The organism is Vulcanococcus sp. Clear-D1 (assembly GCF_014654725.1).
GTDB lineage: Bacteria > Cyanobacteriota > Cyanobacteriia > PCC-6307 > Cyanobiaceae > Vulcanococcus.
In genome coordinates, this window is sequence record NZ_JACVZV010000030.1 from 188,055 (window position 1) to 200,908 (window position 12,854).

15 protein-coding genes and 1 tRNA gene are annotated in these 12,854 nt (G+C 65.9%); 8 read left to right on the forward strand and 8 right to left on the reverse strand.

What is annotated here, in order from left to right:
• Window positions 1-17 precede the first annotated feature (17 nt).
• Window positions 18-1,292 carry a serine--tRNA ligase gene (gene serS / locus H9532_RS12510; RefSeq protein ID WP_296368975.1) on the forward strand — a complete coding sequence of 425 codons (1,275 nt, stop codon included), beginning with the start codon at window positions 18-20 and terminating at the stop codon, window positions 1,290-1,292.
• 140 nt (window positions 1,293-1,432) lie between these two features.
• On the opposite strand, the gene mqo is transcribed toward serS, so the two are convergent.
• Complete coding sequence (gene mqo, locus H9532_RS12515; RefSeq protein WP_296368978.1) at window positions 1,433-2,890, reverse strand: malate dehydrogenase (quinone); 1,458 nt, start codon at window positions 2,888-2,890, stop codon at window positions 1,433-1,435.
• A 47-nt stretch (window positions 2,891-2,937) separates the two neighbouring features.
• Here mqo and rseP point away from each other — a divergent pair, with 47 nt between their 5' ends.
• The 3 genes from rseP (at window position 2,938) to H9532_RS12530 (ending at window position 6,719) form a co-directional block, all read left to right on the forward strand.
• Window positions 2,938-4,026, forward strand: coding sequence for an RIP metalloprotease RseP (gene rseP / locus H9532_RS12520; RefSeq protein WP_296368980.1), 1,089 nt, complete (start codon window positions 2,938-2,940; stop codon window positions 4,024-4,026).
• Between the two features lie 52 nt (window positions 4,027-4,078).
• Complete coding sequence (gene rpsN / locus H9532_RS12525) at window positions 4,079-4,381, forward strand: 30S ribosomal protein S14 (protein WP_296368983.1); 303 nt, start codon at window positions 4,079-4,081, stop codon at window positions 4,379-4,381.
• Window positions 4,382-4,565: 184 nt separating this feature from the next.
• On the forward strand, window positions 4,566-6,719 hold the full coding sequence (locus H9532_RS12530; protein WP_296368986.1) for a polyribonucleotide nucleotidyltransferase: 2,154 nt from the start codon (window positions 4,566-4,568) through the stop codon (window positions 6,717-6,719).
• Window positions 6,720-6,787: 68 nt separating this feature from the next.
• Here the strand turns inward: H9532_RS12530 and H9532_RS12535 are convergent, their stop codons facing one another.
• Window positions 6,788-7,708, reverse strand: coding sequence for a 3'(2'),5'-bisphosphate nucleotidase CysQ (locus tag H9532_RS12535; RefSeq protein WP_296368987.1), 921 nt, complete (start codon window positions 7,706-7,708; stop codon window positions 6,788-6,790).
• 23 nt (window positions 7,709-7,731) lie between these two features.
• Between H9532_RS12535 and rsmI the strand changes: the two genes are divergently transcribed.
• Both rsmI and H9532_RS12545 read left to right on the forward strand, forming a co-directional pair.
• Entirely contained in the window at window positions 7,732-8,604 is an 873-nt protein-coding gene (gene rsmI, locus H9532_RS12540; RefSeq protein ID WP_296368989.1) for a 16S rRNA (cytidine(1402)-2'-O)-methyltransferase, read from the forward strand.
• A complete protein-coding gene (locus H9532_RS12545; RefSeq protein ID WP_296368991.1) occupies window positions 8,604-8,843 on the forward strand; it encodes a hypothetical protein in 240 nt (79 codons plus the stop codon). Before rsmI ends, H9532_RS12545 begins: the two co-directional genes overlap by 1 nt.
• Here H9532_RS12545 and H9532_RS12550 read toward each other — a convergent pair.
• Together H9532_RS12550 and H9532_RS12555 are read right to left on the reverse strand one after the other, a co-directional pair.
• Window positions 8,825-9,256, reverse strand: coding sequence for a hypothetical protein (locus tag H9532_RS12550; protein WP_296368994.1), 432 nt, complete (start codon window positions 9,254-9,256; stop codon window positions 8,825-8,827). The genes H9532_RS12545 and H9532_RS12550 overlap by 19 nt on opposite strands.
• Window positions 9,257-9,286: 30 nt before the next feature.
• Window positions 9,287-10,048, reverse strand: a complete 762-nt coding sequence (locus H9532_RS12555) for a helix-turn-helix domain-containing protein (RefSeq protein ID WP_296368995.1) — start codon at window positions 10,046-10,048, stop codon at window positions 9,287-9,289.
• 83 nt (window positions 10,049-10,131) lie between these two features.
• On the opposite strand from H9532_RS12555, the gene H9532_RS12560 reads away from it, so the two are divergent.
• Window positions 10,132-10,205, forward strand: a tRNA-Arg gene (locus tag H9532_RS12560).
• A gap of 6 nt (window positions 10,206-10,211) precedes the next feature.
• On the opposite strand, the gene H9532_RS12565 is transcribed toward H9532_RS12560, so the two are convergent.
• Entirely contained in the window at window positions 10,212-11,213 is a 1,002-nt protein-coding gene (locus H9532_RS12565; RefSeq protein ID WP_296368996.1) for a J domain-containing protein, read from the reverse strand.
• Between the two features lie 130 nt (window positions 11,214-11,343).
• Here H9532_RS12565 and H9532_RS12570 point away from each other — a divergent pair, with 130 nt between their 5' ends.
• Window positions 11,344-11,811 carry a hypothetical protein gene (locus H9532_RS12570; RefSeq protein WP_296368998.1) on the forward strand — a complete coding sequence of 156 codons (468 nt, stop codon included), beginning with the start codon at window positions 11,344-11,346 and terminating at the stop codon, window positions 11,809-11,811.
• Between the two features lie 8 nt (window positions 11,812-11,819).
• Here the strand turns inward: H9532_RS12570 and H9532_RS12575 are convergent, their stop codons facing one another.
• From H9532_RS12575 to H9532_RS12585, 3 genes are all read right to left on the reverse strand, one after another.
• The gene (locus tag H9532_RS12575; protein ID WP_296369000.1) at window positions 11,820-12,074 is read right to left on the reverse strand and encodes a Nif11-like leader peptide family natural product precursor; all 255 of its coding nucleotides are present in this window, start codon (window positions 12,072-12,074) and stop codon (window positions 11,820-11,822) included.
• A gap of 32 nt (window positions 12,075-12,106) precedes the next feature.
• Window positions 12,107-12,469, reverse strand: coding sequence for a YbjQ family protein (locus tag H9532_RS12580; protein ID WP_296369001.1), 363 nt, complete (start codon window positions 12,467-12,469; stop codon window positions 12,107-12,109).
• A 71-nt stretch (window positions 12,470-12,540) separates the two neighbouring features.
• Entirely contained in the window at window positions 12,541-12,816 is a 276-nt protein-coding gene (locus tag H9532_RS12585; RefSeq protein WP_010304426.1) for a hypothetical protein, read from the reverse strand.
• Between the last annotated feature and the right edge of the window lie 38 nt (window positions 12,817-12,854).

Consider the following 12,854-nt stretch of genomic DNA (forward strand, 5'->3'; position numbering starts at 1 on the left):
CAAATGAACGTGGGCCCGTGCTGGATCAGCGCCTGTTGCGCGACAACCCCGAGCTGATCACACAGCAGCTGGGGCGTCGTGGCATGTCGCTCGACCTCATGGGCCTGCAACTGATGGCGCGCCAGGAGCGCGACCTCGAAGAGCAGCGCAGCAACCTCCAAGCCGAAGGCAACCGCATCGGCAAGGAGGTGGGACTGAAGATCAAGGGCGGCGCTGCTCCCAACAGCCCTGAAGTGCAGGAGCTGCGCAACGAAGGCAACCGCATCAAGCATCAGGTGGCGGTGCTGGAAGAAGAAGAAAAAGCACTCGAGGCCAAGCTGCGCGAGCAGCTACTGACCCTGCCCAACCTCCCGTCGCCCGAGGCCCCCGATGGCCGCAGCGAAGACGACAACGTGGAGATCAAGCGCTGGGGCACCCCCCGCGCCAAGGAAGACTGGCTTGAAGAGCACTGGCAGATCGCCGAGCGCCTCGAGCTGTTTGAAGCCGAGCGCTCCGTGCGCATTGCCCAGAGCCGCTTCGTCACGCTGCTGGGCCAGGGCGCCCGGCTTGAGCGCGCCCTGATCAACTTCATGCTCGACCTGCACGGCGGCAAGGGCTACCGCGAGGTGCTGCCGCCGATCCTGGTGAACAGCGCCAGCCTCACCGGCTCAGGCCAGCTGCCCAAATTCGCCGAGGAGAGCTTCCGCTGCGCCGAAGACGACCTCTGGCTCACCCCCACCGCGGAGGTGCCCGTCACCTCCCTGCACCGCGATGAGGTGATCCCAGCCGAGCAGCTGCCGCTCAAATATGTGGCCTACACCCCCTGCTTCCGCCGCGAAGCCGGCAGCTACGGCCGCGATACCCGCGGTCTGATCCGCCTGCACCAGTTCAACAAGGTGGAGCTCTACTGGTTCTGCCACCCCGAACACTCCGCCGAGGCCCATCAGCAGATCACCGCTGACGCCGAAGCCGTGCTCGAGGCCCTCGAGCTGCCCTACCGCAAAATCGAGCTCTGCACGGGCGACATGGGCTTCTCCGCCTCACGCACCTACGACCTCGAGGTGTGGCTACCCGGCGCCGGCGCTTACCGCGAGATCTCGAGCTGCTCGGTGTGCGGCGACTTCCAGGCCCGCCGCTCCGCCATCCGCATGAAAGAGGGCAAGGGCACCCAGCTGGTGCACACCCTTAACGGCAGTGGCCTGGCCGTGGGCCGCACCATGGCTGCCCTGCTGGAAAACGGCCAACAGGTGGATGGCTCGGTGAAGCTCCCGGCCGCCCTGGTGCCCTACTTCGGCTCTGAGCGCATCGGCTGAAGCCTGCGCTGCGGCGCTCCGGGGCCTGGGCCATCGTGCGTGGGGAGCTCTCCGCGGTCGGATATCCATGGATATCCAGGGGCAGACAGTGGCCCAACAGATGCCACACCCCAGCCAGCCCCGGCGGATCCCGCGACGCCTCAGCTGCCCGTCAGCTGCAGGGCGGCGTCCGCACGCTTGCGAAGGCCGCGCAGGCGCTCGGGATCGGCGCCGAGGTCTTCACCCCAGCTGGGGATCAGGCCGCGCAGCTTGTCTTGCCAGGCAGCGCTGTTGAAGCGCTCGGGCCAACAGCGTTGCAGCACCTCCACCATCGTTGTCACAGACGTGGAGGCTCCCGGTGAAGCCCCCAGCAGGGCTGACAAGGAGCCATCGGCGCTGCTCACCACCTCGGTGCCCATCTGCAGGGTGCCGCGGCCATCGATCTGCTTGATGATCTGCACCCGCTGGCCGGCCACCGCCAGCTCCCAGTCGTCGCCGCGGGCCCGGGGGAGGAACTGGCGCAGGCTCTCGAGCCGTTGCTCCTGGCTCTGCACCACCTGACCCACCAAATAGCGCACCAGATCAAAGTTCTGACTGCCCACCTGCAGGCTCGGCAGCAGGTTGAACGGCTTCACCGATCGGCCCAGATCCCAGAGGGAGCCTTGCTTCAGGAAGCGGGTGCTGAAACCTGCGTAGGGGCCAAACAACAGAGCGCGCTGGCCCTCGATCCAGCGGGTATCGAGGTGCGGCACCGACATCGGCGGTGCCCCTACAGCCGCCTTGCCGTAGACCTTGGCGTTGTGCCCGGCGATCACCTCCGGGTTGCGGCACACCAACCACTGACCGCTTACAGGGAAGGCGCCGTACTGCCGCGCTTCCGGGATGCCGGAGCGCTGCAGCAGCGGCAAGGCGCCACCACCAGCGCCAAGAAAGACAAACGGCGCCTCAAACACCTGCGACGCGCCACTGGGTGTACGCGCCTCCACCAACCAGCCGCGGCCGCCGCGCTCAAGGCCCACCACCTCATGCTGGAGCCGCACATCCATGCCCTCCAGCAAGGCTCCCGTGAGGGCGCCGAAATTCACATCCGTGCCGCGGGCCACGCGCGTGGCCGCCAACGGCTGATCGAGGCTGCGGCCCGCCATCACCAGCGGCATCCATTCGCGCAGCTGGGCGCTGTCGCCAGTCCATTGCATGCCGGCGAACTGGGGGGTGGCGTTCAACGCTTCCCAGCGGCGACGCAGGAAGGCCACGTTGTGCTCTCCCCACACCAGGCTGAGGTGAGGAACCCCGCGGATGAACGCTGCGGGATCCTGCAACACGCCCTGCTCCACCAGGGCACTCCAAAACTGCAGGCTCAGCTCAAAGGCGCCATTGATGGCCAGTGCCTTGGCGATCGGCACCGATCCATCGGCGGCCTGGAGGGTGTAGTTGAGCTCGCAATTGGCCGCATGGCCGGTGCCGGCGTTGTTCAGGGCCGCGCTGCTCTCCGCCGCCACCCCTGGCAGCCGCTCGAGCACCACCACCTCGAGGGATAGATCGAGCTGACGCAGCAACCGCGCCAGGGTGGCGCCCATGATTCCGGCCCCCACCAGCAGGGCGTCGCAGCGGTGCGTCATCGGGCCTAGGCATCCCTCCACAATGGAGTCACTTTGCACCTGCGCGGATGGGGGTTCTCACGGCCCTGGCGATCCTGGCCGGCTTGATCGTGGTGCACGAGGCCGGCCATTTCTTTGCCGCCACCTGGCAGGGCATCCGCGTCAGCGGCTTCTCCGTGGGGTTCGGGCCGGTGCTGCTCGAGCGCCAGCGACGTGGCGTGCAGTTCGCCCTGCGGGCGATCCCCCTGGGGGGCTTTGTGTCGTTCCCCGACGACGACGAAGAGAGCACCATCCCCGCCGATGACCCCGATCTGCTGCGCAACCGCCCGATCCCCCAACGGGCGTTGGTGATCGCCGCGGGAGTGCTCGCCAACCTGCTGCTGGCCTGGAGCGTGCTGGTGGCTCAGGGCTTGATGGTGGGCATCCCGGCTGGCTTCAGCACCACACCCGGCGTGCTCGTGGCTGGCGTTCAGCCAGGGCAGGCCGCCGCGGCGGCGGGCCTGCGCCCCGGCGATCGCATCCTCAAGGCCGATGGTGTGGATCTGGGCGGGGGCCAAAGCGCCGTGGCCCAACTGGTGGAACGGGTGAAAGGAGCACCGGATCAAACCCTGCAGCTCCAGGCTGAACGCGCCGGCAAAGCGATCAGCATCAACCTCACACCGGCGGATCTCAGCGGTGTTGGCCGCATCGGTGCCCAGCTGCAGCCCAGCGGCACTGAAGCCTTCCGCCGGCCCCAGGGCCCGGGCGAGATCGTGCACCAGGCCAACCATGACTTCGTGAGCCTCACCCAGCGCACGGTGGAGGGCTTCGTCACCCTTGCCACCCACTTCGGCGAAACGGCCAGCCAGGTGTCAGGCCCAGTGAAAATCGTGGAAATGGGCGCATCGCTGGCCAAGCAGGGCGGCAGCAGCCTGTTTCTCTACACAGCGCTGATCTCGATCAACCTGGCTGTGCTCAATGCCCTGCCCCTGCCCCTGCTGGATGGCGGGCAGTTCGTGCTGCTGATGCTGGAGGGCCTCCGCGGCAAACCCCTGCCCGAGAAGTTCCAGATGGCCTTCATGCAGTCGGGGTTTGTGTTTCTGGTGGGCCTCAGCCTGGTGTTGATCGTGAAAGACACCAGCCAGCTGGCGGCTGTGCAGCAGCTGCTCGGCCGTTAAGGGCACCCCGAGGGGTACGCTGGTTTGTCATTGCCCGTTGAGTTCAGGCCGCATGGCGAAGAAGTCGATGATTGCGCGCGACGTGAAGCGCCAGAAGACGGTTGAGCGCTTCGCTGCCAAGCGCGCTGCTCTGATGGCTGCCTTCGACGCGGCTGCCGACCCGATGGAGCGCCTGGAGATTCACCGCAAGATCCAGGGTCTGCCCCGCAACAGCGCCAAGGTGCGCCTCCGCAACCGTTGCTGGGCCACCGGCAAGCCCCGCGGTGTGTATCGCGATTTCGGCCTGTGCCGCAACCAACTGCGCGAGCGTGCCCACAAAGGTGAACTGCCCGGCGTGGTCAAGTCCTCCTGGTGAGCCTGGCCTCCCAGCCAAAGACTCTTCAAAAGCGCCTCACGGCGCTTTTTTATTGGCTTGCGCAGGTGGCGCTCAGACTTGCGCCTTCCCTCCCACACTTTCCAAAGAGATTGGGGACGTTGTCACGGCATTCGCACGTCGGATGCGAGAATCGCACTTGACAACAAACAAGACATAAGCCCAAGTGCAAGGTCACACTCAGTCGATCTCCTTCGATGGTCGGGAGATCCGGCTGACCACAGGCCGCTTTGCCCCTCAGGCAGGCGGTTCAGTCATGGTCGAATGCGGAGATACAGCCGTTCTGGTCACCGCCACCCGCTCCGGCGGTCGTGAGGGCATCGATTTCCTCCCCCTGATCTGCGATTACGAAGAGCGCCTCTACGCCGCTGGCCGCATTCCCGGCAGCTTCATGCGCCGTGAAAGTCGTCCGCCCGAACGCGCCACGCTGATTGCCCGCCTGATCGACCGCCCCATGCGGCCGCTCTTCCCCGGTTGGCTGCGCGACGACCTGCAGATCGTGGCCACCTGCATGTCGCTCGATGAGCGCGTGCCGCCCGATGTGCTCGCCGTCACCGGCGCCTCCCTGGCCACCCTGCTGGCCAAGATCCCCTTCCACGGCCCGATGGCGGCTGTGCGCGTGGGTCTGCTGGGCGACGACTTCGTGCTCAACCCCAGCTACCGCGAAATCGAGCGCTCCGACCTCGATCTCGTTGTGGCCGGCACGCCTGAGGGCGTGATCATGGTGGAAGCCGGTGCCAACCAGCTGCCCGAACAAGACGTGATCGAAGCGATCGACTTCGGTTACGAAGCCGTGTGCGAACTGATCAAGGCCCAACAGGCCCTGCTCAAGGAGCTCGGCATCGAGCAGGTGATCCCCGAGCCGCAAGCCACCGACGAAACCCTGCCCAAGTTCCTCGAGAAGGAATGCGCCAAGGGCATCGGCGATGTGCTCAAGCAGTTCAAGCTCACCAAAGCTGAGCGCGACGAACAGCTCGATGCGATCAAGGCCCAGGTGGCCGAGAAGATCGACGGCCTCAAAGACGACGACGCCATCAAGGTGGCGGTGAGCAGCAACGGCAAGGCGCTGGGCAACAGCTACAAGTCGCTCACCAAGAAGCTGATGCGCGACCAGATCGTCAAAGACGGCAAGCGCGTGGATGGCCGCAACCTCGATGAAGTGCGTCCGATCAGTGCCGCCGCCGGCGTGCTGCCCAAGCGGGTGCACGGCTCTGGCCTGTTCCAGCGTGGTCTCACCCAGGTGCTCTCCTGCGCCACCCTCGGCACCCCGAGCGATGCCCAGGAGATGGACGACCTCAACCCGTCCAACGAGAAGACCTACCTGCACCACTACAACTTCCCGCCCTACTCCACCGGCGAGACCAAGCCGATGCGCAGCCCCGGCCGCCGCGAAATCGGCCACGGCGCCCTGGCGGAGCGGGCTCTGATCCCCGTGCTGCCCAGCAAGGAATCCTTCCCCTACGTGCTGCGCGTGGTGTCGGAGTGCCTGAGCTCCAACGGCTCCACCTCCATGGGTTCGGTGTGCGGCAGCACCCTGGCCCTGATGGATGCGGGCGTGCCCCTGAAGGCCCCCGTGAGCGGCGCCGCCATGGGCCTGATCAAGGAAGGCAAAGAGGTGCGGATCCTCACCGACATCCAGGGCATCGAGGACTTCCTCGGCGACATGGACTTCAAGGTGGCCGGCACCGAGAAGGGCATCACCGCCCTGCAGATGGACATGAAGATCACCGGTCTTGAGGTGAAGACCGTGGCCGAGGCGATCAACCAGGCCCGCCCGGCCCGCCTGCACATCCTCGAGAAGATGCTCGAGGCGATCGAGAAGCCCCGCGACGTGCTGAGCCCCCACGCTCCGCGCCTGCTCAGCTTCCGCATTGATCCGGAACTGATCGGCACCGTGATCGGCCCCGGCGGCCGCACGATCAAGGGCATCACCGAGCGCACCAACACCAAGATCGACATCGAAGACGGCGGCATCGTCACGATCGCCAGCCACGACGGTGCTGCCGCTGAGGAAGCGCAGCGCATCATCGAAGGCCTCACCCGCCGCGTGTCGGAAGGCGAAGTGTTCAGCGGTGCTGTCACCCGCGTGATCCCGATCGGCGCCTTCGTGGAAATCCTGCCCGGCAAGGAAGGGATGATCCACATCTCGCAGCTCAGCGAAGCCCGCGTGGAGAAGGTGGAAGACGTGGTGCGCGTGGGCGATCACGTAACCGTGCGCGTCCGCGAAATCGACAACCGCGGCCGCATCAACCTCACCCTGCGCGGCGTGCCCCAGTCGGAAGAACCCGCCGCTGCAGCAGCAGTGGTTGTGGCCGAGTGATCAAGGCCTCAACGCTCTGAATGATCAGCCCCCGGCAACGGGGGCTTTTTCATGCGCCGCCGAGCGGTTCAGACAGGGAAGCCCGGATCGATCACCGCCATGGCACCGGCAGCCTTGTCACACAGCTGCTGGTGGCTGCGGCCGTGGCTGGCGATCAGGCAGCCGGCCTGGCGAATGTCGCCGTCGTTGTAGCTGAGGCGGCGGCCATCAGCGTGGGTGAAGGCGCCACCGGCAGCGCGGAGCACCGCCTCAGGGGCCGCCATATCCCAATCCTTCGGGGCGCTCTTGCCGGATAAGGAGATGTAGAGATCGGTTTCGCCGCGCAGAATCGTGGCCACCTTGCCTCCCACACTCCCGATCGCCTTGGTATCGCCCAGGGCCAGGGCCTCCAGCAGCTGCTCCAGCCGCTGATCGCGGTGGTTGCGGCTGGCCACCAACACCAGATCCCCCAGGGCTTGGCGAGGGCTGAGGCTGGCAGGACGCTGCTCTCCGGCACGGTTTTCACACCAGGCCCGCTGCTGCGGCACCAGGCCAATCCACAGCTCCTCCATCTCAGGCAGCAACACCACACCCAGCACCGGCTCGCCGTTGTGGGCCAGGGCCAGATGCACCGCGTATTCGCCGGTGCCCTGCAGGAAATCCTTGGTGCCATCGAGGGGATCCAGGATCCACAACCACTCGGCATCGAGGGGCTCACCGGCCGTGAGCTGCTCCTTCGCGGTCTCCTCGCTGAGCAGCGTCCAGCCGGCATCGGGGAAGGCCTTCACCAGACCATCCAGGAGCCACTGATTCACCGCCAGATCCGCGGCGCTCACCGGGCCTTCGCCGCCCTCATCCACGCTCAGCGCCTTAGGAAAGCCGAAAGGGGGCTGGTCGCCGCGGCCATAGGCGAGCAGGATGTCGGCAGCACCCCAGCTGAGGCGGCGCAATTCCGCCAGCAGCTGCTGCTCATTGATCCCCGAAGGCATGCAGGCGGCGGCGGGCATCATGGAGCTGGCAAAGGGGCATTGTGATGCAGGGCGCCGAACCGGCTGCAGGAGTGCTCTATCTGGTGGGAACACCCATCGGCAATGTGGGCGACCTGTCGCCCCGCGCCCGCCAGGTGCTCGGCGGCGTGCAGCGCATCGCCTGCGAAGACACACGCCACAGCGGCCTGCTCCTGCACAACCTCGGCCTGCGCAGCGGTGATCAGCCCCCCCGACTGGTGAGCTTCCACGAGCACAACCAGAGCAGCCGCATTCCTGAACTCCTCGAGGCCCTGGCGGAGGGCGAGGCGATTGCCGTGATCAGCGATGCCGGCCTGCCGGGTATTTCCGACCCCGGCGAAGCCCTGGTGGCCGCCGCCCGATGCGCCGGACGAACCGTGATCTGCGTGCCGGGGCCCTGTGCGGTGACCACCGCCCTGGTGAGCAGCGGCCTGCCTGCCGGGCGCTTCTGCTTTGAGGGGTTCCTGCCGCCCAAGAGCACACAACGCCGCGCCCGGTTGCAGGAGCTGGCGGCAGAACCCCGCACCTTGGTGCTCTTCGAGGCCCCGCATCGCCTGCTCCACCTGCTCGAAGACCTACTGGCGGAACTGGGGGATCGCCCGATCGCCGTGACGCGTGAGCTCACCAAACGGCATGAGCAACAGGTAGGCCCCAGCGTGTCGGCGGCGCTCGAGCATTTCCGCCAGCAGGCACCGCAGGGGGAATTCACGATCGTGCTGGGGGGCGCCCAGGCGGTTGCTGCCGCACCACGCAGCGAGGCAGAACTGCAAGACGCCTTGAATGCCCTGGTGGCCTCCGGCCTGAGCCGCAGCGATGCAGCCCGGCAGCTGGCGCAGGAAACGGGCATGGCCCGCCGAGAGCTCTACGCTCTGCTCCATCGCGCTGAGGAGCCGAGCTGATGCTGCTGCGCCTGCGCCTGCTGGTGGCCAGCCTGGGTGGCGGCGTACTGCTGCTGCTAATCCTCTGCCTGGGAGCCCAGAACCTGGATCAACGCGCGCGGCTCAACCTGGGCTTCGGCAAAACAGCTGAACTGCCCACGGGGTTTCTGTTGGGGGTGGCGCTGGTCACCGGTGTGATCAGCGGCGGCGTGACCACAGCGCTCCTCCTCCCCCGCGGCGATCAAGGCCGCAATGTGTAGGTGATCCACTCACCCGGTTGGAACTGGGGCAGGGTGCTGGCCAACACGTCGTCTTGAGTGGAGAGGGCCTCATGCCCCTCAGACGTGCGCACCACCACGACACCCGGGGGCTGGCTGTACTCGTAGATATTGATCCCGGAAGACGGGGTGTAGCTGCCCTTCCCGATCGTCACGAACGGCTGGCTGCCTTTGCCGCGGAACCAGGTTTCCTTGAACGAAAACTGATTCAACCCAGTGGTCACCTGCCGCACGCTGCTGTAGGCGCCGGTTGATGACTGCCCATACCAGCGGGAGCTACTGGTGTTGAGGGCAGTACCCGGGGGATCCGTGCGCAGGCGCCCGGGGAGGGGATCACAGCCACTGAGCAGACCCGCCAACACCCCGGCAGCGATGAGCCACAGCCCTGAACGCATGCGTGTGAGGAGAACTCATTCGGTGTTAGCTCAGTTATTCGACAAGGCAAACAGGCTGCCCCCTTCCACCACCAACCGGGTGATGCCCTGCGCCACGAGATACGAGGAGCGGCGCTCAAGCACGCCCGCATCCGGCACCTTGATCACCCGCTGGGTGCGGCCGCACTGGCGCTTGGCCTGACGCGGATTGGTGTAAAGCATCAGGGCCTGACGGGCCTGCTCTTCTTCCGGCAGAGAGCCGAGCTCCGTGAAGTCAGCCAGAGGCCTGGGCTGAAGCTCCACGGTTTTGTCCACCAACATGTACACGCTGGCGGGGAGCGCTCCTGGGATTAGGGGCTTAGCTTCAAGCACCACAACCGGATCGGCAACCACAAGCGGATCGGCGTCCGTTTCGTCGGTGTCGTCATCGCCCTCGCTGTCATCGAGGCCGTCATCGCCGAAATCGTCGGCGTCGTCGATGGCGAGGGTGGTGGGCTCCTCCTCGTCAGCAGTGGAAGAGGCGGGCGTCTGGTCGGCTTCAGCAGCACCGGGGAACGCAAGCTCGACTGGGAAAGCCGGGGCTGGGTCAGCTACCACCTCCGGCAATGGATCGGCCACGGGCGCAGGGGTGCGGCCCCTGGACTGCCGCTTGATCGCCTCCATTTCACCGGGGTCAAGCGCCGCCTTCAGCACCCGGCTCACGGTGTTGGGACTGCAGCCGAAGGCAACCGCCAGGGCCTGGGCTGTTTCACCCTGGCGGTAGCGAACCACCAGCTCCTCTTTTTGGCTGTCGTTGAGCCGTGGAGCGGGCATCGAGCACAAGTGCGCAGCACACCACCATAGAAGCCACGGTCTACGGCGTTGCCAGGGATCAAATGCCACAATGCCCAGCGTCAGCTCCCTTAGCTCAGCTGGATAGAGCAGCTGCCTTCTAAGCAGCCGGTCGATGGTTCGAATCCATCAGGGGGCGTTTCGGTCAGAGCCGGGCGGCGCTCATCCAATCGGCGCGTGGATCCACACTGCGAGCGGCGCGTAACTGCTCGAGCAGCTGGCGCTCCTGATCGCTGTAGCTGGCCGGCTGTTTGAGGCTGAGGCTGAGCAGCAGATCGCCCCGCCCTCCCTTGGTGGGCCAGCCCTTTCCCTTGAGGCGGAGGCTGCGGCCCACGTCCATACCGGGGGGCACCGTCACCGTGGCCTCACCATCGGGGGTGGCCACACGCACCTCACCACCCAGGGCCAATTCATCCAGGCTGAGGGGAAGGTCAGCCTTGAGCTGATCACCCTCGAGGCTCCACACCGGGTGATCCTGCAGTTGCAGGTTGAGATAGAGATCACCGCGCCGGCCGGTGCCGGGCTGCAGATTGCCCTTGCCCTTCAGGCGAAGGCGGCTGCCGGGCTTCACCCCAGCAGGGATGCGCACCTGCACCCGCTCATCGTTCACAGCCAGGGTGCGTTCACAGCCTCGAAAGGCCTCCGAAAAGCTGAGCGTGATGCTCGCTTCTGCATCGAGGTTGGGAGCCTGCGCCCGCTGGCCGCCGCCGGCAAAGCCGCCACCAGGAAAGCCCGAGGCACCGAAACCACCCGGGAAGCCTGAGCCAAAGCCACCAAAGCCGCCGGGTCCACCCGCGAAGCCACCGCCGCCAGGGCCACCGAAGCGGCCGAGCAGGTCATTGATGAAGTCGTCGAAGTTGCCGTAGCGGCCAAAATCCACATCAACACCACCAGCCCCGGCGGCACCTCCGGCTTGGTTCCAGTACTGGCCGAACTGCTCGTAGCGCTTGCGCTTGTCGGGATCGGAGAGCACCTCATAGGCCTCACTGATCTCCTTGAATTTCGCCTCGGCGCCCTTGTCGCCGGGGTTCACATCTGGGTGGTACTGACGGGCCAGCTTGCGAAAGGCCTTTTTCACCGTGTCGGCATCGGCACTGCGATCCACCCCGAGCACCTTGAAATAGTCGCGATATCCGTTGGCGCTCATCGCAGGTGCTGGGAAACCGGGGCCGGCCCCACCAGTCTCCCAGCCGCCCGGGGTGCAGGCGGCCCCAGCGCGGGGCGGAAGGCCGAACGCTCCAGCGCGCTTAAGGTCTTGCCGAAGCGCGCGCGACACAATGCCCCGTGGTTCCGATCGGCTTCTGCAGCCCCGGCAGGCCATCAAGGCCTGGAGGATCCTCCCTTGGGCGCTTGGCTTGATCGCGGCAGGCTCGATAGCGGCCGGTTCTGCCACCCCAGCAGCCGAAAGCAGTGGCAACAGCACCGCCAGCAGCACGATTCAGCCCTCCAACAATCGCCAGAAAGGCCTGGCCCAGCACCTCAAGCTCAAAGGGGCGGTGGTCTACGGGGCCTGGTGGTGCCCCCACTGCAACCACCAAAAGGAGCTGTTCGGGGTCGAAGCGATCGAGCTGCTGCCTTATGTGGAATGCGACAAAGACGACGCAGGCAGACAACGCTGCCAGGACTCCCAGGTAAGGGGCTACCCCACCTGGGAACTCAACGGTGAGCGGCGCCTTGGCGTGCTCAGCCTTGAAGAACTGGAAATCTGGAGCGGCTACAACACGGGATCAAGCAGCAGCCGCTAAGCCGGAGCTCACTCCTCTTCGGTGGCCCCGAAGCAGTGCATCAGAGCATCGCCCCAGCTGTTGATCCCTTTCAGCTGGTGGTCGCTGGCTCCGCTCAGGGCTTCGCCGTGGGCGCGGAGCACAGAGGCCTTATCCACACTGTGGCCATGGGCTGCAGCCAGATCCACGATGTCATCCATGCCGGAGGCGGCGTGGAGCTTCTGACGCAGGTCCTCGTCGGACTCAACCTTCGCGAGGAACGCCTTCAGATCAGCAACAGACACAGCGAGATGGCGGGGATCTGGCAGCGATGCTGTCAGACGGGTGGCCCCGCAGCCAAGAGCGGCTCAACCAGCACAGCAGTTCCGTAGCAAAGGACTTCTGTGGCGCCCGTCGAGCCCGTCTCCACCGTGGAGCCGTCGTAGCGCATGCCGACGATGGCGTTGGCACCGAGTTGGCGGGCATGCTCCACCATCTCATCGAAGGCCTGCTGACGCGTTTGCTCACACATGGCGGTGTAAGCGCCGATGCGGCCGCCGATCATGGTTTTCAGGCCACCCAGAAAGCCCTGCAGCAGCGTGGGGGAGCGCACCACAATGCCGCGCACCACACCGCGGCTTTCAAGAATGCGGTAGCCAGGCAGCTCAAACGTGGTGGTGACCGGCAGGGGACGAGCCATACGACTTGATCGCTCCAGTGGCGCAAGGATCAAGCCCCAGCCTGGATCCGCCAACCCTTTCCCACCAACATTCAATCGAGCGGGTGAGCCAATAACTGCTCTTCCACCGCTTCGCTGATGCCGTGATCGGAATACAGCGACGATGGAGGGAAGCGCAGATCCCGCAACCACTCCACCAGGAGGCGCCGATCCCGCATCGCCACCGACAAGGCCAGGAAGTCGCGCCCTAACAAGCCATCGAACTGGATCGTCTCCTGCAGATCGTCCAGCTCGATGCAAATGGCCCGGTAGAGGCAAAAGTCGCGCAGGCTGAGCTCAGCGAGGTGCCGACGGCGCGAAGGATCCATACAGGACATCCTGCGCACATCGACAAGGGTCGACAGGC